This is a genomic window from Microbacterium luticocti DSM 19459 (genome assembly GCF_000422405.1).
Classification (GTDB): Bacteria; Actinomycetota; Actinomycetes; order Actinomycetales; family Microbacteriaceae; genus Microbacterium; species Microbacterium luticocti.
The window spans coordinates 45,831-71,484 of record NZ_AULS01000009.1 but is presented as its reverse complement, the minus strand read 5'-3'; the positions used below and the strand labels follow the sequence as shown (position 1 = coordinate 71,484).

Below are 25,654 nucleotides of genomic sequence, written 5' to 3'. Positions count from 1 at the left end.
GGTGCACCATGAGCGCCCGGGCGACGCTGCGCTGGGCGCCGTGGGCGGTGCTGACCGCGGTGACCGACGCCCTGCCGCCGCGCTGGCGGTTCGGGCATTGGACCCGGCTGCTCGGCCTGCTCACCCCGCGCGGCGGCCTGCCCACGGTGCCGCGGGCGACGGCCGAGCACGCCGATGCCGCCACGGTCCAGAGTGCGCCCGCGGGCGCCGTCGCCCGGGCCGGTGACATCCCTGGATGCCTGCTGGTCGCCGGCGCGCTCGACACAGGCGGCGTCGAAACGGTGGTCGCCGCCCTCGCGCGCGGCCTGCCCGCGCACGGCGTGCCGGCCGACGTCGTCTGCACGACCGGCGGGCGGGTGGCCGACGACCTGCGGGCGGCCGGAGTGCGCGTCGACGAGCTCTCCGTCGCCGAGCTGGCACGGCGGCTGAGCCGGCATCCGCCCGCCGCCGTGCAGCTGCACCGCATCGACGAGGCGCACCTGCAGGCGCTGGCACCGCTGGCCGAACGCACCGTGCTGGTGCTGCACGCGGTCGAGTCGTATTTCCACGACGAGATGTGGGCGCAGCTGTGCGCGTTCGCCGCGCGGGCGGCGGGCGTGGTCGCGGTCAGCGACACCGTGCGCGAGTTCTTCGCCCCGCGCCTGGGGTCGGCGTCGATCGAGGTCGTCGTCAACGGGGTGGCCGAGACGGGCCGACGGATGCCGCGGGCCCCCGCCCGCGCGCGCATCACCGCGGCCACCGGCATCCGGTTCGCACCCGATGACATCGTGGTGGTGGGTCTGCAACGGTACAGCGACCAGAAGAACCCTGCCGGGCTCGTCGATGCGTTCCTCGCGGCGGCCGAGCAGGAGCCGCGGCTGCGGCTGCTGCTGGCGGGGGCACCCGACAGCGGGCTCGAGGTGCGCCGCGCCGAGGCGGTGCGCCGTGGTCATCCCGCCGGCGCCCGCGTGCACCTGCTCGGCGACAGCGACCCGGATCTGCTGCTGGCGGCCGGGTCGCTGTATGCGCTGGACTCGTTCGCCGAAGGCGGCCCGGTGTCGGCGATCGAGGCGGTCGCCGCCGGCCTGCCGGTCGTGCTCTCGGACGTCGGGCTGGCGCGGCGGCTGGTGACCGACCCGCGGCTGGGCCGGGTGGTGCCCCGCGCGAACACCGGGTTCTCGCAACGCGACATGGCGCGGCAGCGGCGGCGACGGCACCAGTCCAACCGCGACGCGTTCGCCCGCGGCATCCTCACCGTCGCCCGGGAATGCCCCAGCCCGCACGGTCTCGCACTCGCCGCGCAGTTCACGCGCGAGCGCATGATCGCCGCGCACGCCGCCGTGCTGACCGCGGCCGCACGGAGGCGGGATGCCGAGCCCTCGCGCTCGGGTCGGGACTGACCATCGCGGGCCGGGCCCGTGGCATCCGGAATCTGCCCCTGTTGCCGGCGACGGATCAGGACTACGATGCGTGCATGCCGTGTGTGGGGCACGGCGGTTGGGGATCGGCCGCGAGAGCGCGCCGCTGAGAAGCACTGGTTGGGGACGCCGTGTTCGCTTCACGATTCATCATGCGGGTGCTCGCCGTTCTGGCGCCGCTCGCGCTGGGCACTGCGGTGCTCGCGGCGCCGCAGCCGGCCGCTGCGGCACCGTTCTGCCTGCACCGGTCGGTCACGATCGTCGCGCACGAAGACGACGATCTGCTGTTCGCCAATCCCGACATCCGGCACGACCTGGACGGCTGGGCCTGCGAGACCACGGTCTATCTGACCGCCGGCGACGCCGGCGAGCAGGCGGCGTACTGGCAAGAGCGCGAGCTGGGGCCGGTGGCCGCGTACTCGTCGATGCTCGGCGTGTCGGAGTCGGCGTGGACCACCGGGGCGGCGACGTACGCCGGGCACACCGTGACCACGCGCACCAGCCCGGACGGCCGGGTGACAACCGTGTATCTGCGGCTGCCCGACGGCGGCATCTCGGGCGCCGGGTTCGACAGCACCGGCGATGTGTCGCTGATGAAGCTGTGGGACGGCCGGATCGGCTCGATCGCGCCGCTGGACGGACGCGCCGCCTACACGTCGGCGTCGCTCAGCGCCACGCTGCGGGCGATCGTCGACGGGGTGCAGGCGCGCATCGTGCGCATCCAGGATGCCCGCGACGGGCAGAACGAGCACTCCGACCACACCGCCGCCGGCTGGTTCGCGTTGCAGGCGTTGAGCGGGTACACCGGAACGGTCATCTCCTACCGCGGGTACGGGGCCGAGTCCGAGGCGGCGAACGTGTCGGGCCTGGACCTGACGCGCAAGGTGCAGGCCGTGCAACGGTACGCGACACACGATCCGCTGCTGTGCGACGAGCCGGCCACGTGCGACACCGGCATCGTCGCCACCTGGACCCGCCGTCAGTACACCGCGCCGCTGCCGGTGCCGCTGCAGCCGGTGCCCGGCCCGGCACCGTACAACGGGCCCGACCTGGCCCGCAACGCGCGGGTGACGGCGTCGTCGCAGGCGCCCGGGCAGGCGGCGACCGCGGCGATCGACGGGGTCGCCGCCGGGTGGCCCGTCAACGGCGGTGCGGAATGGTCCTCCGCCGGCCAGCGGGCCGGCGCCTGGCTGCAACTGACCTGGGCCGGCCCGCAGACCATCGACCGGGTGTACCTGTACGACCGGCCCAACGGCTCCGACCGCGTGACGGGCGCGATGCTGACGTTCTCGGACGGGTCGACCATCAGCGTGCCGGCACTGAACGACAACGGCGACGCGACGATCGTCACGTTCCCGGCGCGCAGCGTCACGACGCTGCGGATGACGGTGACCTCGGTCAGCGCGAGCACGCAGAACATCGGTCTGTCCGAGATCGAGGCGTATCACGGCGACCCGACCCCGGTGGTGCCCGAGCCCGACCCGGTGCCCGGCCCGGCACCGTACGACGGGCCGGACGTGGCCCGCAACGCGCTGGTCGCGGCATCCAGCGAAGCACCAGGACAAGGCGCCACCCGCGCGATCGACGCGGTCATCTCGGGATGGCCCGCCAACGGCGGCGCGGAATGGTCCTCCAACGGCCAGCGCGCCGGCGCCTGGCTGCAACTGACCTGGACCAGCCCGCAGACCATCGACCGGGTGTACCTGTACGACCGGCCCAACGGCAACGACCGCATCACCGCCGGCACCCTCACCTTCTCCGACGGGTCCACCGTGCCGGTACCGGCGCTGAACAACGACGGGTCGGCCACGATCATCACGTTCACCTCGCGCACGGTCACGACACTGCGACTGTCGATCACCGGCACCAGCAGCACCACCGAGAACATCGGCCTGTCCGAGATCGAGGCGTATCACGGCGACCCGACCCCGGTCGTGCCCGAGCCCGACCCGGTGCCCGGCCCGGCACCGTACGACGGGCCCGACGTGGCGCGCAACGCGCTGGTCGCGGCATCCAGTGAAGCACCCGGACAAGGTGCCACCCGCGCGATCGACGCCGTCATCTCGGGATGGCCCGCCAACGGCGGTGCGGAATGGTCCTCTGCCGGCCAGCGCGCCGGCGCCTGGCTGCAACTGACCTGGACCAGCCCGCAGACCATCGACCGGGTCTACCTGTACGACAGGCCCAACGGCAACGACCGCATCACCGCCGGCACGCTCACCTTCTCCGACGGGACCACCGTGCCCGTACCCGCCCTGAACAACGACGGGTCCGCCACGATCATCACATTCCCGGCGCGCACGGTCACAACGCTGCGACTGTCGATCACCGGCACCAGCACCACCACCGAGAACATCGGCCTGTCCGAGATCGAGGCGTATCACGGCGACCCGAGCGGGACGGCGGCCGCCCAGTCCCGCAGCGCCGGGTCGGCGACGGGGGCAGGGACAACGAGAGCAGGGACGGCGGGGACGGGTGGGGACGAGTCCGGAACGGGGGGCGTGGGCGATGCGCCCGCTCCGTCGAGGTCTCCCGTCCCCGTCGTTCCGGTCACGCCACCGGCCGAGCCCGCGCCGACCGTCACGCCGACCGCGCCGACCGTGTCGGCTCAGGGCCGCACCCCGGACGATGTCACGCCGACCCCCGGCACAGCAGCGGGCACGGCCCCGGGCGGCACCCCCGCGCCGGCCCCGGGCACCGGCGGCTGAGTGACATGGCCGAGTTCTGGTTCGACCACGTCGGCGTGCAGGTGCGTGACCTCGAGGCGGCGGCGAGTGCGCTCGAGACGCTGTTCGGCTACCGGCGGGCGACCCGGCCGGTGACGAACACGCGTCATGGCGTGCGCGGCATGTTCCTCGAAAAGCCCGGCGCGATGCCGATCAAGCTGATCACGCCGGTCGATCCGGAACGCGCGGACGGGCGTTACGGCACACACCACCTCGCGTTCCGCACCGACGACATCGACGCGGCCGTCGCAGCGCTGCGCCAGGGCGGGGCGCGTCTGCTCAGCCCGCCGCAGCCGGGCGAGATGTTCGACGACGAGCCCATCGCGTTCCTGTATGCGGCCGGCACGAACGTCGAGCTGGTGACCACCCGCGACTGGCGCGACCGGGTCGGCGCGGACGAGGACTGATCGTGCGCCGCCGGCTGCCCGTGGTCGTGCTCGCGCTGATCGCGGCGAGCCTCGCCGGCTGCGCGCCGGCCGCCACCGCGCCCGACCCGCCGACGCCGTCGGCCACACCGGCCACCGCCACGCCGGCGCCGCCGACCGATGCCGAGCTGGACGCACTGGTGCGGGTGCGGGTGCTGTTCGGTCACCAGTCGATCGGCATGAGCATCCTCGATGCGGTGCCGGCCCTGTTCGCCAGGGCGGGCATGCCCGCACCGCAGATCGCCGACGTCGCGTGGCCGCAGGTGCGCGACACCGCCGATCCTGCGTTCGCCCACGCCTGGATCGGGGCCAACGGCGACCCGCTCGGCAAGATCGACGACTTCGCGAGCATCTTCGACCGGCCGCTTGCCGACTCGGTCGACATCGCGCTGATGAAGCTCGGCGCCGTCGACATCACCGCGACCACCGACATCCGGGCCGTCTTCGAGGCGTACAGCACCACGATGGACCGGCTCGCCCGCGAGCACCCGGGCACCGTCTTCGTGTATGCCACGGTGACCCTCACCACGCAGGGCGACGAGGGCCGCCCGGTCGCCGCGTCCGAGGTGGGCGCGCCACCGGCGACGCCGCCGGGAACGGGCACCGACAACGCCCGGCGCGAGCAGTACAACGCGCTGGTGCGCGAGCGGTACGGCGACACCGGGCGGCTGTTCGACATCGCCGATCTCGAGTCGCGCCTGCCCGACGGGCGCGTGCTCGCGGCCGAGCAGGACGGCGTGCGCTACCGGGTGATGAACCCGGCGGTCTCGTCCGACGGCCTGCATCTGAACGCGGCGGGGGCAAGCGCCCTGGCCACCGCGCTGCTCGACCTGCTCGGCCCGGTCGCCGAGCGGCTGGTCGCCGCGCGCTGACATCGCGCTGCCGCGGGTCGGGGTGCGGTGACGGATGCCGCGGGCCCGGGCGTCATCGCGGTGACCCGGCGCTGCCGCGGGTCAGGCTGGGGTGACGGATGCCGCGGGCCCGGGCGTCATCGCGGTGGCATCCGGAACCCGAGCATCTCGCTGTTGTCGTAGTTCTGCGCGATCACCCGGCCGGGGTTGCCGGCGACGAGGCTGCCGGCATCCACGTCGCGCGAGAGCACGGTGCCCGCCGAGATCGTCACCCCGTCGCCGACGGTGATGCCGCCGGTGATGATCGCGCCGGGGCCGATCCAGACGTTGTCGCCGATGGTGGGCACGGTGTTGTCACCGCCGGCGACACCCTGCCCGATCGTGACGTTCTGATGCACGGTGCAGTTCGCGCCGATGACCCCCTCGCCGATGACGATGCCGGTCTGGTGCATCACCAAGAAGCCGGGCCCGATCTGCGCGTTGCGGCTGATGTGCGCGCTGTCGATGTGGCTGACCCAGCGGTCCCACAGCCGGTGGACGATGACGGCGAGGGTGCCGAGCATCCGGCGCCGCATGCGCAGCCGGCGCGCCCACTGCCCGAAGCGGTGGCAGGCCACGCAGTGCAGCTCGGAGCTCAGCGCCGTCAGCCGCAGGCGCGCGAGCCGCGACGGGTGCGGGCCGAGCCGGATGGCGAAGGCCTTGTGCAAGTCGAATGCGAAGTCCCCCACGACTCCCCCTTCATCCGGCGACATGCGCCGAGATGCGATCGATGAGTGCCGCCCGCTCGGCGAGCGTGAACGATTCGGTGGACTGGATCGCGACGGCGACCTGCCCGGGGCGGAACCCGTCGGCGAAGGCCGCGACCCCGGCGGCGGTCGACAGGTCGTAGAACCAGCCGGCGTGGGCGAGATCGTCGTCGGTGGCGGTGTGACCGGATGCCTCGGGCCCGACCACATGGTCGACATACGCGCCGTAGAGGATGTACTCCGACAGCGCCGGGCATCGCGCGACGGCGAGGTCCCAGCGCGCTCGCGCGTGCAGGCAGATCCGGCCGTGCAGGCCGATCACCGCCGAACGACGCCAGGTGATGAGGTTGCCGATGTAGTCGGCACCGAGGTAGCCGCCGCCGGTCGGCTCGGCACCGAGGTAGCCGCCGTCGGTCGGCGACGCCGTCGGGCCCAGGCCGAGCAGGGCGGCGGCGGCGCGGTGCCAGCGCAGGTGCATCGCACTGTCAGCGGTGGCGCCGGGCACCCGGTACAGGCGGGTGCGGCCGCCGGGAGCGAGCCGTTCGAGGGTCAACGGGGCGACCAGTTCGATGTCGCTGTCGGCGAAGACGATCGTCTCGGCACGCACGTATCCCGGGACGGCGAGCTTGGCGATCTGCTGCACGATCCACCCGCGGGCGGGGCCGGCGGGTGTCCACCACATCTCGCGGATGCGTCGCTGCCATGGTCCAACGTGGATGCGCTGCGGCAGTGGCATCCGTCGGTACCCCGGCGGCAGCACGTCTTCGAGAGCGACGATGCGGCGCCGGTCGGTGACCAGCGGCGTGAAGCGCGGCACGTCGACGCGCGGCAGCACGAGCACATGCTCGATGCGGTCGTCGAGATACCGGTCGGCGCTGCGGCACAGCGCCGTGGCCAGGGCGAGATCGCCCCGATAACTGATGGTCACCATCGACGCCTGCGGCGTCCCCAGATCAACCACGCGTCACCTCGTCCCCAACTGTGACTGCGTCTTCCCCAACGGCACCGTCCCACGGGTGCTTGCGTCCAGCGTGGCACAGGACCACCCGGCGGTCAACGGGTGCGGGCCCGCAGCATCCGGCCCGCGTCAACGGGTGCGGGCCCGCGGCAACCGGCCCACGTCAATGGGTGCGAACCCGCGGCATCGCGACCCCAGCGCGAGCCTGCAGCATCCGACCCACGTCAACGCCTACGAGGCCCAGACCCGCCTCACAGCGCGGGCCGCGGCATCCGGCCCGCGTCAGAGTTTGCGCAACTGCACGTGTTCGACCGCGTGGTCGGGCCCCTTGCGCAGCACGAGCGTTGCGCGGTGGCGGGTGGGCAGCACGTTCTCTTCGAGGTTGGGCAGGTTGATCTCGTTCCAGAACCGCAGCGCGCGGGCGACGGCTTCGTCGTCGCTGATGTCGGCGAAGACCTTGAAGAACGAGTTCGGGTTGCTGAACGCGCCATGACGCAGGGCGAGAAAGCGGTCGACGTACCAGCGCTCGATGTGCGCGGCATCCGCGTCGACATAGATCGAGAAGTCGAACAGGTCGCTGACCGCGACGTCGTTGGGGGTGGGCGGCGGCTGCAGCACGTTGAGCCCCTCGACGATGAGCACGTCGGGGCGGCGCACGGTCACGCGCGCGTCGGGCACGATGTCGTAGCGCATGTGCGAGTAGAACGGGGCACGCGCCTCGGCGGCGCCGCTCTTGATGTCGATGAGGAAGTCGACGAGGGCGCGGCGGTCGTAGGACTCGGGAAAGCCCTTGCGGTCCATGAGGCCGCGCCGTTCGAGTTCGGCGTTCGGATAGAGAAAGCCGTCGGTGGTGACCAGCTCGACGCGCGGCGTGTCGGACCATCGGCTCATCAGCTCGCGCAGCAGGCGCGCGATGGTGGACTTGCCGACCGCGACCGATCCGGCCACGCCCACGACGAACGGGGTGGTCGAGTCGTCGTCCTGCAGAAAGTGCGCGGTGTCGGCGCCGAGCCGCTTGGTGGCCGTGGCGTACAGGCTCAGCAGGCGGCTCAGCGGAAGGTAGACGTCGCGCACCTCGGCCAGGTCGAGTCGGTCGCCGAGCCCGCGGATCTGCACGACCTCGGTCTCGGTCAGGGGCTGGGCCATCCCCGCCGCCAGGCGCGCCCATTCGGCGCGCGGGATCTGGCGGTACAGCTCCGGCGCCTCGGTGTCGGTGCTCATCTCGGGAGGCATCGCGATCATCGTAGCGGTCCGCGGCTTTCGTGCCCGCGCCGGGTTCTCGGCGGTGGAGACGGATCAGGCCGGACCGGTTCACCGCCCGAGGAATGCCGGCGTCTCGCGAGCGATGCTCGCCGCGATGCCGATCTTGCTGTCCTCGGTCTGCCAGAGCAGAGCCTGCTGCTGGAGCTCATGCTCGAGAACCGATGCCAGCTCGTCGCGGATCCGTGCGCGCAACGTGGCCTTGATCGCCCGTACCGCCAGTGGAGCCTGCGCGGCGATGGCCGCCGCGAACGCGATCGCCTCATCCAGCACGTCGTCTTCGGCGACCACACGGTCGGCCAGGCCGAGAACGTACGCGCGCCGACCATCGATGCGTTCTGCCGCCAGGAGGAGTTCCGCGCCGTGCTGCGCACCGACGATGTGAGGAAGCGTGACGCTCAGCGCGAAGCCCGGGTGGAAACCCAGCGCGGCGAAGTTCGCGTGCAGCCGTGCGTTCTCGGCGACGACCCGGAAGTCGGCGGCGCAGGCCAGCCCCAGTCCCCCTCCCACCGCGGCACCTCTGACCGCAGCGACAAGCGGCACAGGGATGTCGAAGATCCTCTTCGCCTGACCGTAGAACGCCCTCGCGCCCGCCACCCGCTCGGCACCCAAACCCTCTGCCGCGAAATCCACCCCTGCACAGAAGTGCTTGCCGCCACTGTGCAGCACGATCGCCCGTACCGCCCCATCCGTGCTCAGCTCGACCAGCGTCTGCGCGAGATCTTCGAGCGTCGCCGGATCGACGAAGTTGGCCGGTGGCACATCCATCTCGACGACGGCGACATGTCCGCGACGGAACGTCGTGATGGCGGGGCTCATCGTCCACCCTCCCGTGCGATGAGGCGGGCGACATGTCCGACGGCGTCCCAACCGATGTGCTGTGCCGAAACGGAGTGGCCACGGGTGAGAGCCCGCCAGGAGTGGATGAGTCGCGCATAGTGGGCGAGCGGGTACTCCATGGTCATGCCGATCGCACCATGGGCCTGGTGGGCCGCGGCCAGCGCGAGAGCGGCATGATGATCGACGACGAGATGGGTGGCGCCGATCTCGAATGTGGCACCGCGGTGGCCGCCGGCGGACGCGAGTCCGGCAGCTCGCTCGACGGCGATGCGGGTGGCGACGGCGGCCTGTTCCACGGTGACCAGGTGCTGTGTGACCGCCTGGAAAGCGGCGATGGGCTTGCCGAACTGTGTGCGCTCACGGGTGTAGCGGTGAGTCAGCGCGGCGATGGCTTCGAGCGCGCCAGCGATCTGTGCGGAGCGCAGCAGAGAGTGACTCAAGCGCGCCGGCCAGTCGGTGTTCACCGCGGTGGCATGATGTACCGCCACAGTGCTGATCGGCTGGCCGGCAAGATCGGCGTCCGCCCCAGAGGTGCCGACCGTGAACTCGCCTGGCGCAGCGACGATGATGGTCGGTTCGGACCCCGTGGTCACGACGCCCACGAACCCTGCAGCGTCCTGGGCCCACGGCACGTCGTGGAACAGGCCGTCCGCGTGGCCGTCGACGACGCGTACGTCATCGCGCCGGTCTCCCGGCGAGAAGGCGAGCGGATGCGCCGTGACATCCAGCCCACAGGCGGCGAGTGCGCTCGAGGCCAGAATCGTCTCAACGATCGGTGCGCGCACCTTGTGCTTGCCGACGGCGAACGCGATGGCCGCCTGGTCGGCGACCGTTCCACCCGCGCCGCCACACGCCTCGTCGATCCCGACTCCCAGCAGGCCCATCTGTCGGGTGAGGTCCCACACCGCGTCCGGCGTGCCCGAGAAGGCATCGTCCAGAGCGTCTGTCAGGTCCGCGTCAGCCACGATCATTCTTCAAGTCCTTTCCGATGATGCTGCGCAGGATCTCGTTCGTCCCGCCGCGGATCGTCCATGAGGGCGAGACGAGAATCGCCTCGGCGAGCAGAGCCTCCCGAGCATCCTCGCTGTGGAGCCGCGGCATGCCGGGGAAGTGCGCGGCCATACGTGCAACGCATTCCTGCTCGAATCGCGTGGCCATCTCTTTGACCAGCGCGGCCTCGGCAACAGGGCTCTGCCCGTGATCGACCATTCGCGCGATGGAGAGCGCCATCTGGCGGAACGACCATGCTCGGGCCACGATCGAGCCGAGCATCTCCTGCTGGGCGAAGGCGGAATGGCCGTCGTCGCCGTCGACGCCGAGGCGACGGGCCCAGTCCTCCAGCAGCGGCATGACCGACATCCACCGATCCACGCCGCCGCGCTCGAGGGCGAGCTCTGCCGTGTTCTGACTCCAGCCTCGCCCCTCCGCCCCGAGAAGCCGATCGGCTGGGACGAAGACGTCGACGAACGACACTTCACAGAAGTCGGCTGACCCATCGATGAACTCGATCGGGCTGATCGTGATCCCGGGCGAGCCGGCATCGATGATGAACTGCGTGAGCCCCTCATGCCGATCCGGACTGGTGCGCAGCAAGGCGATGATGTGGGTTGCGTGCGTCGCACCGGTCGTCCAGATCTTCGTCCCGTTGACGAGCCAGCCGCCGTCCACGCGTTCGGCCCGGCTGCGTACCGAGGCGAGGTCGGATCCGGAATCGGGTTCGCTCATGCCGATCGCGAAGCTCAATTCGCCCCGAGCGATACCGGGCAAGAACTCGCTCTTCTGGGCCTCGGTGCCGAAAGCCGCGATGTTCGGGCCGGACTGTCGGTCCGCGATCCAGTGGTACCCGACAGGGGCTCCGCGTGCCAACAGCTCTTCGACGACGATCAGCCGCTCCACGGCGGAACGGCCCCCGCCGCCGTACTCGACCGGTAGCGACATCCCCAGCCAACCGCGCGCCCCAAGGTCGCGCGAGAATGCGGGGTCGCTGTCGCCGGCGAGCCCGAGACCCACGCGATAGGTGCCCGGAACGAGCCGCTCGTCGAGGAACGCACGCACGTCGGCGCGCAGGCCCAGCTCTGCCTCGCTGAGTTGAGTGGGAACGAGACGCATGATGATCCTAACAATATTTTTTCACTTCGTTGCTATATTCTTACCGCAACGTACATTATTTGCAAGGAGCACATGCCGATGCCCGCAGCAAGCGACGACCGCACCTACGCCGACCTCATCCATGCGGCCCTGACGCGTTTCGATGACCGCATCGCCTTCATCGCCGACAGCGATCGCCTGCGGTACCAGGACGTGCGCCGCCTGATCGAGCGACAGCGAATCGCCCTGCGCGATGCCGGTGTCACGCCGGGGATGGGTGTCGCGCTGCTCGCCGGCAACCACCCCGAGACGTTCATCACGTTCGCCGCGATCATCCTCGAGGGCGCGAGATACACCGCACTGCATCCGGAGTCGTCGCTGGAGGACCACGTGCGATGCCTGGAGTTCGGTGAGATCGACGTCGTCTGCATCGAGACACCACGCTTCTGCGACACCGCACGGCAGATCACCCAGCGCTGGAACGGCGTGGTCTGCCCGATCGAACCCGCCGGGCGTGCGACGGCACTGCGCGACTCCGCAGGCTTGCGGCTGAGCAGGCCCCATCCGGCGCTGATGACCGACATCTGTCATCTGGGCTTCTCGGGCGGCACCACCGGCCTTCCCAAGGGCATCGCTCGTTCCCACCGCGTGTTCGTCACCAACGCGCTCTACAGCGCGATCGAGTGGGAGTGGCCGGAGGAGCTACGGTTCCTGGCCTGCACGCCGATGTCGCACGCAGCCGGCGCCATGATGGTGCCCATCTTCCTTCGCGGCGGCACCGTCGTGACCATGGAGAGGTTCACTCCCGACGGCTTCTTGCACACCGTGCGCCGCCATGCGGTGACCTCGACGTTCATCGTGCCGACGATGCTGTACCGCATCCTCGATCATGAGACGTTCTCACCGGTGGATCTCGACAGCGTGACGACCATCATGTACGGCGCATCGCGCATCTCACCACAACGGCTCGCCCAAGCCGTCGAGCTCTGCGGCCCACGGTTCATGCAACTGTACGGGCAGTCGGAAGCGCCCAACCTCATCTCCGTCCTGCGCCGGGAGGATCACACCACGGAGCGGCTCGCAAGCTGCGGTAGACCGACCGCGTGCGCGGACGTCCGCATCTTCGGACCCGATGGCAGCGAGGCCGCACCCGACGAGGTGGGCGAGATCTGCGTGCGCGGCCCCATCGTGATGGACGGCTACTACCACATGCCGGAACTGACCGCGGAAACCCTGGCCGGAGGGTGGCTGCACACGGGCGACCTGGGCCGCTTCGATGAGGACGGTTTCCTGTACATCGTCGACCGCAAGAAGGACATGGTGGTCACCGGCGGCCTCAACGTGTACGCCTCCGAGGTGGAGGACGTGCTCAACGAGCATCCGCACGTGCAGATCGCCTCGGTCGTGGGCGCGCCCGACGACGACTGGGGCGAAGCGGTCGTCGCTTTCGTCGTGGTCACCCCGGGCGAGCACGTGGAGGCCCAGGAACTCATCGAGCTCGTCAAGACGCGACGCGGGTCGGTTCAGGCGCCCAAACGGGTCTACGCGGTCGACACACTGCCGCTGACCCCGTTGGGCAAACCCGACAAGAAGGCACTGCGCCAGCTGGCTACAACCCTCGCGCAACCGTGATCGGCGGGATGCCGTAGTCGCGGAACTCCGCGGGGATGTACACGCCCCAACGGTTGTACCAGCGACCATCCTCGGTCGGCCAGGTGTTGGCCGGCCGGTGAGGGTCGTAGATGTGCTCCATGTCTGTATAGAGTTCGACGACCGAGCCACCAGGTTCGGCGAAGTAGGTCGCGATGTTGTGACCGGCGCCGTGACGCACCGGCCCCCACAATGCGCGCCTGCGCGCGGCATCCAGCCGGTCGTTGAGCTTGCCGAGTTCGACGATGCTCTGGGCCTGCCACGCGTGATGGTGCATCACACCACGGCCCTTGCCGAGCGCGATCCCATGATGCTCGGCATTGCACCGCAGAAAGTACAGCTCTCCGTCACCGATGACGTCCGACACCATGAAGCCGAGCACGCCCACCAGAAAGTCGCGCATACCGACGATGTCGGCGGCATGCAGATTGATGTGCCCGTAGCGGTCCGGCCCGAAGCCCAGTGCGGGCTCGACCGACTGCGGCATGTCGAGGTAGATCTCGAAGACGAATCCATCGGGGCCCACGAACGTGAATCCACGCCCGAGGCCCGCTTCAATCGGCTCGTCCGCAACGATCGGAAAGCCTGCCTGCGCAACCCGATGGCGTGCTTCGTCAAGGGCGTCTTCATCGGCGGCGACCAGCCCGAAGCGGTCGACACCGTTGCGATCGTCCTCGATGTAGATGAGTTCATGGTGGTTGCGGTTGGCCGAGAGGAACGTCGTGCCGGCGTCCTCCCCCGTGACCCGAAGACCCAGCATCCGGGTGGCCACGTCGATGGATGCCTGCGCGTCACTCGAGCGCAGTGCGACATGACCCATCTGTCCGATCAGACAGCGATTCATGGTGTCACCTTCCGTCAGAGTCGTTCCAGAACCATGGCGTTGGCCATTCCGCCCGCCTCGCAGATGGCCTGCAGCCCGTATCGATGCCCTTCCCGCTGCATCCGGTGCACCAGCGAGACCGCCAGTCGCGCACCCGAGCAGCCCAAGGGATGCCCCAGGGCGACGGCGCCGCCTGATGGATTGACGCGGTCCAGGTCGGCGCCGGTCTCGGCCTGCCATGCCAGCACGACCGAGGCGAACGCCTCGTTCACCTCGAAGGTGTCGATCTCGCCCAGGCTCAGGCCCGCGCGACGCAGCACCGCGTACGTGGCGGAGATGGGCCCGGTCAGCATCAGCACCGGGTCCACGGCGGTCACGGCCGACGAGTGCACGCGCGCGAGCGGCTTCCACCCCTTCCGGGCGGCGATCTCGCCGGTGGTCACGAGCAGCGCAGCAGCGGCGTCGGAGATCTGGGAGGAGTTCCCGGCGGTCGTCACCCCGCCGTCGCTGAAGACAGGGGTCAGCTTCGCGAGGGCTTCCATGCTGCTGGAACGGCGGACGCCTTCATCGGCCACGACGCTCTGCCCGCCGGTGCTGATCGGCACGATCTCGTCGGCGAAGTCTCCGACGTCTTGGGCACGTGCCGCGAGGTTGTGCGAGCGCAGCGCGTACTCGTCGATCGCCGACCGCTCCAGATGCCAACGTGCGGCGATCATGTCCGACGCCTCTCCCTGCGAGAAGGATGCCCCGGGGTAGCGCTGCGCGACCCGGTCCCCCCGGGCCTGCCCCGGACCGCGGTCGCGCGTCGACCCCATGGGAACGCGGCTCATCGATTCGACCCCACCCGCGACCGCGATGTCATACTGGCCCGCGATCACCCCGGCGGCGGCGAACGCGAGCGCCTGCTGGGATGAACCGCACGCCCGGTCAATGGTCACTGCCGGGATCGAATCGGGCCAGCCCGCCGCCAGCACGCTCTGTCGACCGACATTCGAAGACTGCTCACCGACGGTGGTGACACAGCCCCAGACGACGTCGTCGATCGTGACCGGGTCCAGGTCCACGCGCTGCGCAAGCTCTGTCAGCACGTCTGCTCCGAGGTCGACGGGATGCATGCCCGAGAGCGCACCGTTCCGCTTGCCGATCGGGCTGCGGACGGCCGCGACGATGACGGCTTCACGCTGCATGCTGACCACGCTCCTGTTCATCGTCGACGAACCATGTGCCGATCTTCTTGCTGACTGCTTCCGCCTCTGCGGCGGTGAACACCGCCGCGACGAAGCGGTCCGGGCGAACGAGGACCCAAACCGCGACTTCGCCCGCCGGCACCGGCGGCAGCGGATCGGAGACGACGATGTCCCCGTCGTGCACCGCACGCGAGGTCTCAGCGCGCAACCGCAGATACGTCGCGCCGAGCATGTGCACGAGGTCGGTGATCGTCGGTGGCACGTCGACACGCGCCGCGCTGCTGATCTCCAGCAGCGACCACCCGACGCTCAGCGCATCGTCGAAGCGCGCGTCGGGGCTGGCGAGCGCGTACTGCGAGACAGGAAGGCCGAGCATTCCGGCGTAGGGCGGGCGTCTGGCTGTCGTGGTGGCTACCACGCATCCCTCGATCAGCCGCGGTGGTTTCATGAACCTCATCTGCGTGACCCAGATCCACAGTGGCGGAACGATCTTGAGTGATCGCAATGCGATGTCGCGGAGTCGTGCGACGGTCGGGTTGACCACCATGACGACCTTGCCGATGCGCACGGATGTGGCGATCATCTGCTTCACGTGTCGACGGCGCTCCACCTCATACGTGTCGAGCAGGCTCTCATCGGCTGCCCCCGTCACGACCGCCGCGAGCTTCCACGCGAGGTTCGCGGAGTCGCGCAGCCCGGAGTTGAGCCCTTGCCCTGCGAACGGCGGCATGAGGTGGTAGGCGTCGCCGCTGAGCAGCACGCGCGCCACGCGCAGATGTCGGGCGATGCGCTGCTGCGCCACGTACACGCGGGCACGGCGGACCTGGTCTTGCTTCAGATCACGGAACGGCGCGAGCAGAGCCTTGATCGTGGCGAACTCGAGGAATCGCTCGTCGTCTTCGCCTTCGTGCAGCATGACCTCGTAGCGGCAGCGGCCGTGTACACCCGGGGCGACGACGACCGGCCGCACACCATTGCAGTGAAGCTCGGCGAACTGCTCGTCGTGCGGATCGTCGACGACGTCGTAGCACACCCAGCGTTCCTTCTGCGTGCTGCCGTCGAGCGAGATGCCGAGGGCCTTTCTGATGCCGCTGCGACCGCCGTCGCAGCCGACGACCCATGACGCACGAATGAGCTCGTCGCCACCTGGGCCCGCCAGCGCCAGGCGAACGCCGTGGGCGTCTTGATCGCGCAACGTCGCCTCGGTGCCGAATCTGATGTCGATACCGAGTTCTTGTGCGCGCGCAGCGAGCAACTGCTCCAACTGGGGCTGATCGAACACCGACTTTGCCGGGAAGCCATCGGGAGTGGGTTGCGGCAGGATTTCGGTCAGAACACGCTCATCGACACCGAAATACCGGTGTCCGACATCCATCCGCAGCTCCGGGACCAGACGGTCCAGTATCCCGAGCTGCTGACAGATGCGCAGCGACTCGCCGGAGATTCCGACGGCCCGCGGCTCGTCGTACGTGGAGTGGTTGCGCTCGACGATCAGCGTGCGCACACCGTACTGGTGCAGCAGGATCGCCAGCACCAGGCCGGTCGGTCCCGCGCCGACGACGGCGACGGCGACGTCGACGTCGACGTCTCGATCGGTCGCCATCATTCGTCGGCTTTCGCAACCGTGTTGCAGAGGAGCCCGATCCCGCCCAGTTCGACCTCCACGACATCGCCGACAGCGAGCAATGCAGGCGGGTCCATGAATAGGCCGACACCGCCCGGGGTGCCGGTGACGATGACGTCACCGGGGCGCAGGGTGGTGAACCGCGAGACGTATTCGATGATCTCGGGAATCGAGAAGACGAGGTCGCCCAGCACGGCGCTCTGCCGCACCTCGCCGTTGACGCGGGTCTCGAGCGTGATGGCGTCGATGTCCTCGATGTCCTCAATGTCCACCATGTACGGCCCCATCGCTCCGGTCGCATCGAAGTTCTTGCCCGCGGTCCACTGGGTGCTGTGCCGTTGCCAGTCCCTGACGCTGAAGTCGTTGTACGGTGTGACACCGACGATGTGGTCCCACGCCTCTGATGCCGGGATGTGCTTTCCCGTCTTCTTGATCACGACGGCCAGCTCCCCCTCGTAGTCGAACATCGTGGTGTTCTCAGGCAGCCGAGCGTCGACCTTGTGACCGATCTGCGACTCCGCGAAGCGAGTGAACAGCGGCGGCCAGGTCGGCTTGATCCCGGCTTCGGCCTGATGATCTCGGTAGTTCGCGCCGACACAGATGATCTTGTCAGGATTCGGGATCGTCGGGTCGAAGTCCACCTCGTCCACACGCACGTTGGGCGCGTCGTCGGGGATGGAGCCCAGAAGACCCTGCTCGATGGCGGCGCGCAGCGAAGGCGCAACCCCGGCACCCGCCGGCCCGAGCACCCGCAGTTCGTCCCCGGCGAGGGCGCCCCAGGTCTGCACACCCGAGGGGATCGTGAACGTGGCGTATTTCATGCTTCTCCAATCGTGGCCATACTACATTTTAGCACTCAAAATGCACTATCAAGCGTTTGATATACTACTTGTTATGAAGAGCGAAACGTCGAACCGCGGCGTCAGGGCCCGGGAAGAGCTGCGCAACCGGATCCTTGATGGCGAGTGGCCGCCGGGCACCCGCCTGCAGCCGGCGGCCCTGGCAGCCGAGACGGGATGGAGCACGACCATCGTGCGGGAATCCCTGACCCACCTGGCAGGCGAAGGACTGCTCGCCGTCCGGCCGAACCGCGGCTTCTTCGTCACCGATCTGTCGTTCGACGAGCTCAAGTGGATCACCGAGCTGCGCTGCCGCACCGAAGACATCGCGATCACCCTGGCCGTGGAACGCGGCGACATCGCGTGGGAGTCGCAGCTGATCGCCATCCATCACCAACTCGAGCGCACGCCCACCCATGGTCCCGGTGAAGCCGGCCTCAGTCTGGAATGGCAGAACGCCCACCGCGCGTTTCACGCTGCTCTTCTGAGCGCGTGCGAGGTCGACAAACTGTGCGAGGTGGCCTCGAGCCTGCGTGACTCCACGATGCTCTACCGGCGATGGTCCGCGCCCACCGAATCGCGAAGGGATGTGGGTGCCGAGCATCGGGAGATCCTCGCCGCGGTGCTCGACCGCGACGCACCGCGCGCCAGTCGCCTGCTTCGCGAGCACTACGAAGCGACGCTGGCACAGATGCGCGACGCCGCCGTGACGCAGCATGCGACGCGTCACGGCGAGGCCTGAGAGCCGAGGTACGCCTCAATCACCTCGGGATGGGTGCTGACCTGCGCAGGTGTGCCCTGTGTGAGCAGCGTGCCGAAGTCCAGCACGACGATCTGATCTGCCACGGACATGATCAGCTTCATGTCGTGCTCGATGATGACTTGAGTGCAGGTGCCGGTGTCGCGGATGAGCCGCATCGTGTCAGCCATCTCAGCCGTCTCTTCGTCGTTGAGGCCCGCGACCGGCTCGTCGAGGAGGAGCAGACGTGGATCGGTGACCAGCGCCCGGGCGAGTTCCACCCGCTTCTGAACCCCGTACGGCAGTCCGTGTACTTCCTGGTGCGCGACATCGCCGATGCCGAGAAAGTCGAGTGTGTCCAGGCACACCCGGCGGTGCGCCCGCTCTTCTCGCATCGCTCCGGGGGTGCGGAGCATCGATCGGATCTGCGCGGCCCGAAAACGCAGGTGTCGTCCGACGAGCACGTTCTCGAGCACGGTCATGTGCGCGACGAGCTCGAGATTCTGGAACGTGCGCGCGACCCCGTGACGCAGCAGCTCGTAGGGCTTCAGTGCCAGGACATCCACCTCTGCGGACCGTCCCCGGATGGTGACATCGCCGGCATCCGGCGTGTACACGCCGGTGATCACGTTCAGCAACGATGACTTGCCCGCACCGTTCGGCCCGATGATGGCGGTGATGCTGCCGGCACCGACCGAGAACGAGACATCCTTGAGGACCCGGTTTCCGCCGAACGAGAGACAGACGCCGTCGATGTCGAGGCCGACGGCGGTCATTGCATCCATGGCAGCCTCTTTCCGTCGTGCGCCGTCGCGGGGGTGGTGCCGGCCTTCAGCAGGTCTTCTTCACGCTGTGCGAAGTAGAGGTCGGTGAGGATGCCGCTGTCCGCGATTTGGCGCGACTCCCCCTCCGCGCGGATCCGTCCCCTCTGCAGCACGTACATGTAGTCGGTGATCTCGACGGCGACCGCGGCGTTCTGCTCGACGAGCAGCATCGACAGACCCTCTTCGCGCAGTCCCGCAAGCACGGCCTTCACCCCGTCGATGGCGACCGGAGCGAGGCCTAGGCTCGGCTCGTCGAGCACGAGCAGCTTGGGTTTGCTGGCGACCGCGCGTGCGATCGCCACCATCTGCTGCTGGCCGCCCGAGAGAAGCCCCACCGGCGTCGACAGGCGCTCGGCGAGCATCGGAAAGTGCGCGATCGCGTTCGAGATCGCGGACTTGCGCTCGCTGCGGGCAAGCGTGGCGGCGCCGGTGGCGATGTTCTCCAGGACCGAGAGCTTCGTGAAGAGCCTCCGGCCCTCCATCACCTGGGCCAGTCCCGAGCGCACGACCTGCGTCGGCTTGCCCACCACGGTTCGCCCGAAGACCGTGATCGCACCACGGATGAGGCGACCCCGGTGGATCGGGAGCAGGCCGGTGACGGCGCGCAACAGGCTCGTCTTTCCCGCGCCGTTCGGCCCGAGCAGTGCGACCGCCTGCCCGGACCGAACGCGCAGCGACACATCGTCCAATGCGCGGATCGACGTCCCGTATCTGACCGAGATGTCATCGACGACCAATGCCGACTCGCTCATGGTGGGTCAGCGCTTCGCTTCGGCGTTGTACTTGTCGACCAGGGGTGACTGCGTCCAGTCCTGGACCACCTTCAGCCCACCGAGCGTGTCGGCGTCGGCCTTCACGATCAGATCGGCCTGATCCGGCTCGGTGGGGATCGCGCTGGACGGGTCGAATGCGTACTTCGCGGGTCCGAGGCCCTGCGGGTCGATGCTGAGCGAGGCGATCGCGTCACGGATGCCGCCACGGGTCAGGTGGTCGCTCTTGATCGCATCGATCATCGCGTTGGTGAAGAGGTAGGCCGCCTGCCAGCCCAGAAGTGCCGGCGGATTCTCAACCTGGTCGGGGAAGTCCTTCTTCAGCTGATCGGCCGCTGCTGTGAGGTTCGCTCCGCTCTGCGAGAGCACCGGTCCCCCATAGACCATGGTGACCTTCTGCTGGAACGCATCACCGATGGGCAGCGAGAACACGGCGGGGATGAAGGTGGGCTGAAGACCGAGCCATTCCCAGTCCGCACCGGCTGCCTCGGCGGCCCCGAAGATGCTGAATGTCGACGCTCCGGACGAGGCCATCAGCACCACGTCGGGGGCGGCCTTCCGGATGGCGGCGAGTTGGCCGCTGAAGTCTTTGTCCGTCGGCGCGAACGACTGAGCGGCCACGACGTCGTATCCGAGCTGGGAGGCACCCCACTTCAGCGCGGCGAGCGCTCCTTCGCCATACCCGCCGACCTGGTAGATGATGCCGATCTTGAAGTCCTTGTGGCCGAGCTCGTTGACGTAGTAGTCCATGAGGTTGATCACGCTGACGTCGTATGTGGCACCCGTGTAGTAGACGCCGGGACGGGCGTCCTGGCGGCTGCCCGGGTTGGCGACGACCAACAGGCAATCCGACTGGGCCTGCTCGGCGATGGCGCCGGTGGTCAGACCTCCGAAGCTGAGCGGGATGCCGGCGACCTCCGAGTTGAGCTCACGGTAGGCCGAGATGGCCTTCTGCGGGTCGTATTGGGTGTCTTTGACCGTCACGCTCAGCTTGCGGCCGCCCAGCTGTTCGGTCAGGTTGTCGTTCGCCCAGTCGATGTACGCCTGCGCACCTTGCGCAAAGGGCACGCCTCCCGCGGCGAGGGGGCCGGACAGGTCGGACAGCACGCCGAGCTTGATCTCGCTGTCGGAGATTCCGACGGTGCTCGCGCATTCTGCCGACGTCGATTCGCCGCCTGCAGGGCCGGCGTCGACGTCGGTGACGCTACCGCACGCGGTGAGGAGAAGTGCAGCGACGCCCACGAGTGCGGCGAGCTTCACGGTCTTCGTGGGGTTCATTGCATGGTCCTTTCCGGGACGGTCTGGTGACGGGCGAGAGCGCGAGTCGCGCGGCGGACGAGGCCGGCGAAGCCGCCGGGTTCCACGATCATGACCAGGACCAGCGCGAACCCGTAGATCACCGAGGTCAGCTGTTCGGGTGACAGGCCGTCGCTCGACGGGCCCTGCGACACGAACGGGATCCATTCGGCGAACAGGTCGACGATCTTGGGGAGGACGTACAGAATGGTCGTCGCGACCACGACCGCGTACACCGAGCCCAAGCCGCCGAGCACCGCGACGGCGAGCAGGTTCACCGACATCAGCAGGTCGAACTGCTCCCATGACACGTACGAGGTGGTCACGGCGAGGAGTCCGCCCGCCAGTCCGGCCAGCGCGCTGGAGTAGATGATGGCGACCGAGCGGTAGAGCTCGGGATGGATGCCGAACGAGCGCGCCATCAGCGGCGACTCTCCAATGGTGCGCCAGGCGCGCCCGGTGCGCGACTGAAGGATGTTGACGGCCGACCAGGCGACGAGCAGCAGCACGACGGCGGTCACGATGAAGAACAGCTGCGTGGATGAGAGGGTCACGACTCCGATGCGCAGCGGACGCATCAGTTCGAGGCCGAACAGCGACACCGACCGCAGTTGCACGCCTGCCGTTCCCCCCGTCCAGGGGGTGGCGATGCGGAAGATGTGTTGAGCGAGGAATGCCAGGCCCACCGTGATGATGGCCATGTAGATGCCCGTGAGACGACTCGCGATCGGCGCGACGATCAGCCCGACCGCCATGCACGCACCCGCGGACAACAGCAGCGACAGCGAGAGGTCGAGACGGGCGACATTGTTGAAATACGCCGTCGTGAACGCTCCGACGCCGATGAAGGCGGAAGCACCGATGTTGACGATCTTCAGCGGCCCACCCAGGATGGAAAGTCCGATGGCGGCGATTCCGAAGACCATCGCCGTGGTGACGGCGGTGAGGATGGATGCGCCGGCGACGGCCAAGACGACGGCAAGCGCAAGCGCGCACACGAGCAGCATGCCGTTGTGGTTGGCGATCGGTTTGAACACGCGTGTTGCTCGATTCACACCCGCACCAGATCCTTACTTCCGAAGAGGCCGGCAGGGCGCAGCAGCAGCAGAACGAGCATGAGTGCGTAGGGCAGCACGAGCTGATAGCCCTCACCGAGCCACGCGACCTGGGTGGTCGCCGCCAGCGCCTCAATCAGCCCAATGGCCAGACCACCGATCACCGCACCCTTCAGTGAGTCCATCCCACCCAGAACGACGGCCGGCAGGGCGCGGAGCGCCCAGCTGAAGTTCGACGGGTCGATGGTGCGCGGCGATGCTCCCACCAGCACTCCGGCGATCGCCGCCAGCACCGCAGCGATGATCCATGCCAGCGCGAGGTTCCGCTTGGACGAGATCCCCTGCGCCTGTGCAGCCTCCGGATCCTCGGCACAGGCGCGCATGTGCAGACCGAAGCTGGTGCGACTGATCAGCACGCCGAGAACGATGAGGACTGCTGCCGTGATCCCGATGATCCACAGGTCAGCCTGCGCGATGCTCACCCCGGCGATGCCGACCGGCGCCGACCAGGGCGCTCCGACATCGTGCGTCGTGAGCACCCACTTGTGGTTGGCTTGGATCAGCGAACGGATCGCCAGGTCAAGCCCGATGGTCGCCACCACCAGCGCATCGGGAGACGCCCCCACAAGAGGCAGCCCGACGAACCGGAACGCCAACCACCCCAGCAACCCGATGGCGGCGGCAGCCAGGAAGAACGCCGCCCAGAACGGCAGCCCCAGTCCTGTCGCCCCCAGCTCGAGGGCGATGTAACTGCTGAGCAGCATGAACGCGCCGAGCGCGAGATTGATCGTATGGGACGCCTTGAACACGAGCGCGTACCCGTACGCGAGCAGCGCGTAGACGCTGCCGATGGCGAGACCGGCGACAAGGACGCTGATAACGAAGCTCATGTCGTTCGCACCCTCCCGCGAATGTCCTCATCGACCGTCGATCCCTCGACCTGAAAGTACGTTACCTGCATGGTAATGCATTCGTCAAGTCAGAATATATTGCGATTATCTGGCCGCTCCGCCCACTCATCGCGGCGCCGGTGTCGATGTGTCCTCGGCAGGCCACAGCGGTTGCCGGCAGCCGACGACTCGCGGGATGCCCGCCCCGAGCCACACGCCCTGCCGCCCCGCATCCGGCCCGTCGCCGACGCCCCTAAGCTGTGCGCATGCCCACGCGCGCGTTCCACGACGGCGATGCCGCCATCCCGCCCGCCGCGCCCGGCACACCCGAGCGGGTGATCGTCGTCGGTGCCGGCATCGCCGGCCTGACCGCGGCCAATGCGCTGCGCACCGCCGGCATCGACTGCGTCGTCGTCGAAGCGCGCGATCGCATCGGCGGCCGCCTGCACACCGTCGACGTGGGCGCCGGCATCGCCGATCTCGGCGGCTCGTGGATCCACCATCCCGGCGGCAACGTCATCTCGGACTGGGTCGATTTCGCGGCAGTGCCGTGGGTGCCCGACACGACGGCATCCGCGTTCGCCGGATACGACATGGCCGATCGCCGGCCGCTCACCGCCGACGAGCTCGAGCTGGCGTCGTATGCCGCGCTTGATCCGGTCGCGGCGCTGGTCGAGATGGATGCCGCAGCCGCACGCCCCGACCGTTCGGTCGCCGCCGTGCTCGACGAGTACCTGGCCGGCCGCCCCGATGCGCCCCGGCTGCGTCAGATCATGGCCGGCCTGATCGAGCAGGACGGTGCGGCGCCGCTGGACGACATCTCGGCGCGCTGGGCGTTCTCGACGAGCGCCCTGGTCGGCGATGTGGTCGACAACGTGCCCACCGGCGGCTATCGCAGCGTGCTCGCCCCGCTCGCCGCCGGGGCACCGGCGATCCGGCTGCGCTCCCCCGTCCGCCGCATCGCGCAGAGCGCCGACGGCGTCGAGGTCACCGGCGACGGCTGGGCCGAGCACGGCTCGCACGTGATCGTCACCGTTCCGCTGGGCGTGCTGCGCGCGAAAGCCGTGGAGTTCTCTCCGCCGCTGCCGCTCGCCCACCGCCGGGCGATCGAGAGCACCGGGTTCTCGAGCATGGAGAAGGTGGTGCTCGCGTTCGACGAGCCGTTCTGGCGCGGCCGTGGCATCCGTCACGCCGTTGTGCTGCCGGCCGACCGGCGCGAGGCATCCGCCTGGGCGTGGGATTTCGGCCTCGGGCCGACGATGATGTTCCTCGTCGCGCAGAGCGCGACCGCCTCGGCCTGGCGCGATCCGCGCGGCTGGGCGCTCGCGCAGCTCGAGGCGCTGTGCGGGATGCCGGTGCCCGACCCCGTCGAGGTGGTCGCGACCGATTGGCTGCACGACGAGTTCGCGCGCGGCAGCTACGCGCACATCCGGCCGGACCGCACCGACGCCGACATCGACATACTCGCCATGCCCGCCGGGCGCGTGCTGTTCGCGGGTGAGCACACCAGCCGCGCCCGCCTCGGCTATGCCGACGGCGCGATGTCGAGCGCGCTGCGCGAAGCCACACGTCTGCTCCGGATGCCTCAGGTCGAGCTGACCGCGCCGTAGCCGGGCGCCGCCGCATTACGCTCTATCCGTGCGCCTCGGAGTCCTCGACGTCGGATCCAACACCGTCCACCTGCTGCTGGCCGATGTGCGCCCGGGCGGCCGCCCACTGGCCACCACGAGCGAACGTTCGATCGTGCGGCTGATGCGGTTTCTCACTCCTGAGGGTGCGATCAGCGACGAGGGTGTGCGGGCGCTGACGGATGCCGTCACCCGGGCACGCGCGGTCATCGAAGACGACGACGTGGACGAGCTGCTGGCCACGGCGACCTCGGCGCTGCGCGACGCGGCCAACGGCCCCGAGGTGATCGCCCGGCTCGAGGGCATCCTCGGGCAACCGCTGCAGGTGCTCGACGGCGAGTCCGAGGCCCGCCTGACGTTCCTGGCCGTGCGGCGCTGGTTCGGCTGGGCGTCGGGGCGCATCCAGCTGTTCGACATCGGCGGCGGCTCGCTCGAACTCGCGGCCGGGCCCGACGAACTGCCCGAGTTGGCGGCATCCGTCCCGCTCGGCGCAGGCCGCATGACGGTCCGGTTCCTGCCGCACGACCCACCGGGAGAGGATGCGGTGGCCGCCCTGACCGCGCATGCCCGCACGACGCTCGCGCCGGTGGCCGAACGGTTCGCGGCCCTGGGCCGCCCGGATCACATCGTCGGCTCGTCGAAGGCGATCCGGTCGCTGGCGCGGCTGGCCGGCGCCCCGATGCCGGGCTGGAGCGGCACCGAGCGGATGGTGCTGCCGCGGACCGCGCTGGGCGCGTGGATTCCGCGGCTCGCGCGGATCCCGGCATCCGCCCGCCAAGAACTGCCGGGAATCACACCCGAGCGCACCTTCCAGATCGTGGCGGGCGCGGTCGTGTTGCACACCGCGATGCAGATGCTCGGCGCCGAGGCGCTCGAGGTCTCGCCGTGGGCGCTGCGCGAGGGCGTGCTGCTGCGCTACATCGAATCGCTCAGCTGGACCCCGCCCACGCGCTGACCCCGCCGGGTGCCCGTGCACAGTGCTCGTGCACAGTGCTCGTGCACAATGGCGGGGATTCTGGACGACACGCCGTGACAGCC

The 25,654-nt window shown here is 69.2% G+C and carries 23 protein-coding genes; 8 read left to right on the top strand and 15 right to left on the bottom strand.

Translation table 11 applies throughout. The annotated features are described in order from the left end of the window. The first annotated feature begins 8 nt into the window (after positions 1-8). The 4 genes from H577_RS17060 to H577_RS16115 all read left to right on the top strand — a co-directional run bounded on the left by H577_RS17060 (position 9) and on the right by H577_RS16115 (position 5,420). Positions 9-1,379: a glycosyltransferase gene (locus H577_RS17060; protein ID WP_029145912.1), complete on the top strand. Its 1,371-nt coding sequence runs from the start codon at positions 9-11 to the stop codon at positions 1,377-1,379. A 149-nt stretch (positions 1,380-1,528) separates the two neighbouring features. Then, positions 1,529-4,105 (top strand): DUF7402 domain-containing protein, encoded by a 2,577-nt coding sequence (locus H577_RS17055; RefSeq protein WP_156876621.1) that lies wholly within the window; start codon positions 1,529-1,531, stop codon positions 4,103-4,105. 5 nt (positions 4,106-4,110) lie between these two features. Beyond that, on the top strand, positions 4,111-4,530 hold the full coding sequence (locus H577_RS16120; protein WP_051191954.1) for a VOC family protein: 420 nt from the start codon (positions 4,111-4,113) through the stop codon (positions 4,528-4,530). A gap of 2 nt (positions 4,531-4,532) precedes the next feature. After that, positions 4,533-5,420, top strand: a complete 888-nt coding sequence (locus H577_RS16115) for an SGNH/GDSL hydrolase family protein (RefSeq protein WP_051191953.1) — start codon at positions 4,533-4,535, stop codon at positions 5,418-5,420. 116 nt (positions 5,421-5,536) lie between these two features. Here the strand turns inward: H577_RS16115 and H577_RS18105 are convergent, their stop codons facing one another. From H577_RS18105 to H577_RS0110455, 6 genes are all read right to left on the bottom strand, one after another. Next, the gene (locus H577_RS18105; RefSeq protein ID WP_156876620.1) at positions 5,537-6,127 is read right to left on the bottom strand and encodes a serine O-acetyltransferase; all 591 of its coding nucleotides are present in this window, start codon (positions 6,125-6,127) and stop codon (positions 5,537-5,539) included. A 10-nt stretch (positions 6,128-6,137) separates the two neighbouring features. After that, on the bottom strand, positions 6,138-7,106 hold the full coding sequence (locus tag H577_RS16110) for a DUF6492 family protein (RefSeq protein WP_051191952.1): 969 nt from the start codon (positions 7,104-7,106) through the stop codon (positions 6,138-6,140). Positions 7,107-7,385: 279 nt separating this feature from the next. After that, positions 7,386-8,324 carry a type I pantothenate kinase gene (coaA, locus tag H577_RS0110470; RefSeq protein ID WP_029145910.1) on the bottom strand — a complete coding sequence of 313 codons (939 nt, stop codon included), beginning with the start codon at positions 8,322-8,324 and terminating at the stop codon, positions 7,386-7,388. A 90-nt stretch (positions 8,325-8,414) separates the two neighbouring features. After that, on the bottom strand, positions 8,415-9,182 hold the full coding sequence (locus H577_RS0110465) for an enoyl-CoA hydratase/isomerase family protein (RefSeq protein ID WP_029145909.1): 768 nt from the start codon (positions 9,180-9,182) through the stop codon (positions 8,415-8,417). Then, positions 9,179-10,168, bottom strand: a complete 990-nt coding sequence (locus tag H577_RS16105; protein ID WP_169566287.1) for an acyl-CoA dehydrogenase family protein — start codon at positions 10,166-10,168, stop codon at positions 9,179-9,181. Before H577_RS16105 ends, H577_RS0110465 begins: the two co-directional genes overlap by 4 nt. Beyond that, positions 10,161-11,312, bottom strand: coding sequence for an acyl-CoA dehydrogenase family protein (locus H577_RS0110455; protein ID WP_029145908.1), 1,152 nt, complete (start codon positions 11,310-11,312; stop codon positions 10,161-10,163). The genes H577_RS16105 and H577_RS0110455 overlap by 8 nt, the downstream gene beginning before the upstream one ends. 78 nt (positions 11,313-11,390) lie before the next feature. Here H577_RS0110455 and H577_RS0110450 point away from each other — a divergent pair, with 78 nt between their 5' ends. After that, positions 11,391-12,923, top strand: coding sequence for an AMP-binding protein (locus tag H577_RS0110450; protein ID WP_029145907.1), 1,533 nt, complete (start codon positions 11,391-11,393; stop codon positions 12,921-12,923). Here the strand turns inward: H577_RS0110450 and H577_RS0110445 are convergent. From H577_RS0110445 to H577_RS0110430, 4 genes are read right to left on the bottom strand one after another with little or no spacing between them, the layout of a single operon-like run. After that, complete coding sequence (locus tag H577_RS0110445; protein WP_029145906.1) at positions 12,901-13,761, bottom strand: VOC family protein; 861 nt, start codon at positions 13,759-13,761, stop codon at positions 12,901-12,903. The two genes, H577_RS0110450 and H577_RS0110445, sit on opposite strands and share 23 nt — an antisense overlap. A 38-nt stretch (positions 13,762-13,799) precedes the next feature. Next, the gene (locus tag H577_RS0110440; protein WP_036284689.1) at positions 13,800-14,951 is read right to left on the bottom strand and encodes a thiolase family protein; all 1,152 of its coding nucleotides are present in this window, start codon (positions 14,949-14,951) and stop codon (positions 13,800-13,802) included. Further along, complete coding sequence (locus tag H577_RS16100; protein WP_051191948.1) at positions 14,941-16,554, bottom strand: FAD-dependent monooxygenase; 1,614 nt, start codon at positions 16,552-16,554, stop codon at positions 14,941-14,943. The genes H577_RS0110440 and H577_RS16100 overlap by 11 nt, the downstream gene beginning before the upstream one ends. After that, on the bottom strand, positions 16,554-17,396 hold the full coding sequence (locus tag H577_RS0110430; protein ID WP_029145904.1) for a fumarylacetoacetate hydrolase family protein: 843 nt from the start codon (positions 17,394-17,396) through the stop codon (positions 16,554-16,556). The genes H577_RS16100 and H577_RS0110430 overlap by 1 nt, the downstream gene beginning before the upstream one ends. On the opposite strand from H577_RS0110430, the gene H577_RS16095 reads away from it, so the two are divergent. Continuing rightward, entirely contained in the window at positions 17,383-18,156 is a 774-nt protein-coding gene (locus tag H577_RS16095; RefSeq protein ID WP_156876619.1) for a GntR family transcriptional regulator, read from the top strand. The genes H577_RS0110430 and H577_RS16095 overlap by 14 nt on opposite strands. Here H577_RS16095 and H577_RS0110420 read toward each other — a convergent pair. The 5 genes from H577_RS0110420 to H577_RS0110400 are packed head-to-tail and all read right to left on the bottom strand — an operon-like array spanning position 18,141 to position 22,988. Then, positions 18,141-18,938: an ABC transporter ATP-binding protein gene (locus H577_RS0110420; protein ID WP_084516106.1), complete on the bottom strand. Its 798-nt coding sequence runs from the start codon at positions 18,936-18,938 to the stop codon at positions 18,141-18,143. The genes H577_RS16095 and H577_RS0110420 overlap by 16 nt on opposite strands. Then, entirely contained in the window at positions 18,926-19,729 is an 804-nt protein-coding gene (locus H577_RS16090) for an ABC transporter ATP-binding protein (protein WP_051191947.1), read from the bottom strand. The genes H577_RS0110420 and H577_RS16090 overlap by 13 nt, the downstream gene beginning before the upstream one ends. Positions 19,730-19,735: 6 nt before the next feature. Further along, a complete protein-coding gene (locus tag H577_RS0110410) occupies positions 19,736-21,025 on the bottom strand; it encodes an ABC transporter substrate-binding protein (RefSeq protein WP_029145902.1) in 1,290 nt (429 codons plus the stop codon). After that, positions 21,022-22,080, bottom strand: a complete 1,059-nt coding sequence (locus H577_RS0110405) for a branched-chain amino acid ABC transporter permease (RefSeq protein ID WP_029145901.1) — start codon at positions 22,078-22,080, stop codon at positions 21,022-21,024. The genes H577_RS0110410 and H577_RS0110405 overlap by 4 nt, the downstream gene beginning before the upstream one ends. A 14-nt stretch (positions 22,081-22,094) precedes the next feature. Continuing rightward, positions 22,095-22,988, bottom strand: a complete 894-nt coding sequence (locus tag H577_RS0110400) for a branched-chain amino acid ABC transporter permease (RefSeq protein ID WP_029145900.1) — start codon at positions 22,986-22,988, stop codon at positions 22,095-22,097. Positions 22,989-23,254: 266 nt separating this feature from the next. Here H577_RS0110400 and H577_RS0110395 point away from each other — a divergent pair, with 266 nt between their 5' ends. Next, positions 23,255-24,598 (top strand): flavin monoamine oxidase family protein, encoded by a 1,344-nt coding sequence (locus H577_RS0110395; protein WP_029145899.1) that lies wholly within the window; start codon positions 23,255-23,257, stop codon positions 24,596-24,598. Positions 24,599-24,626: 28 nt separating this feature from the next. Next, positions 24,627-25,571: a Ppx/GppA phosphatase family protein gene (locus H577_RS0110390; RefSeq protein WP_029145898.1), complete on the top strand. Its 945-nt coding sequence runs from the start codon at positions 24,627-24,629 to the stop codon at positions 25,569-25,571. Positions 25,572-25,654: the final 83 nt, after the last annotated feature.

What these genes read in the sequence shown, in the direction of transcription:
- H577_RS17060 (WP_029145912.1), top strand. Translation starts at nt 9, where the DNA reads ATGAGCGCCCGGGCGACGCTGCGCTGGGCGCCGTGGGCGGTGCTGACC.
- H577_RS16120 (WP_051191954.1), top strand. Translation starts at nt 4,111, where the DNA reads ATGGCCGAGTTCTGGTTCGACCACGTCGGCGTGCAGGTGCGTGACCTC.
- coaA (WP_029145910.1), bottom strand. Translation starts at nt 8,324, where the DNA reads ATGAGCACCGACACCGAGGCGCCGGAGCTGTACCGCCAGATCCCGCGC.
- H577_RS0110465 (WP_029145909.1), bottom strand. Translation starts at nt 9,182, where the DNA reads ATGAGCCCCGCCATCACGACGTTCCGTCGCGGACATGTCGCCGTCGTC.
- H577_RS0110455 (WP_029145908.1), bottom strand. Translation starts at nt 11,312, where the DNA reads ATGCGTCTCGTTCCCACTCAACTCAGCGAGGCAGAGCTGGGCCTGCGC.
- H577_RS0110450 (WP_029145907.1), top strand. Translation starts at nt 11,391, where the DNA reads ATGCCCGCAGCAAGCGACGACCGCACCTACGCCGACCTCATCCATGCG.
- H577_RS0110445 (WP_029145906.1), bottom strand. Translation starts at nt 13,761, where the DNA reads ATGGGTCATGTCGCACTGCGCTCGAGTGACGCGCAGGCATCCATCGAC.
- H577_RS0110440 (WP_036284689.1), bottom strand. Translation starts at nt 14,951, where the DNA reads ATGCAGCGTGAAGCCGTCATCGTCGCGGCCGTCCGCAGCCCGATCGGC.
- H577_RS16100 (WP_051191948.1), bottom strand. Translation starts at nt 16,554, where the DNA reads ATGGCGACCGATCGAGACGTCGACGTCGACGTCGCCGTCGCCGTCGTC.
- H577_RS0110430 (WP_029145904.1), bottom strand. Translation starts at nt 17,396, where the DNA reads ATGAAATACGCCACGTTCACGATCCCCTCGGGTGTGCAGACCTGGGGC.
- H577_RS0110420 (WP_084516106.1), bottom strand. Translation starts at nt 18,938, where the DNA reads ATGGATGCAATGACCGCCGTCGGCCTCGACATCGACGGCGTCTGTCTC.
- H577_RS16090 (WP_051191947.1), bottom strand. Translation starts at nt 19,729, where the DNA reads ATGAGCGAGTCGGCATTGGTCGTCGATGACATCTCGGTCAGATACGGG.
- H577_RS0110410 (WP_029145902.1), bottom strand. Translation starts at nt 21,025, where the DNA reads ATGAACCCCACGAAGACCGTGAAGCTCGCCGCACTCGTGGGCGTCGCT.
- H577_RS0110400 (WP_029145900.1), bottom strand. Translation starts at nt 22,988, where the DNA reads ATGAGCTTCGTTATCAGCGTCCTTGTCGCCGGTCTCGCCATCGGCAGC.
- H577_RS0110395 (WP_029145899.1), top strand. Translation starts at nt 23,255, where the DNA reads ATGCCCACGCGCGCGTTCCACGACGGCGATGCCGCCATCCCGCCCGCC.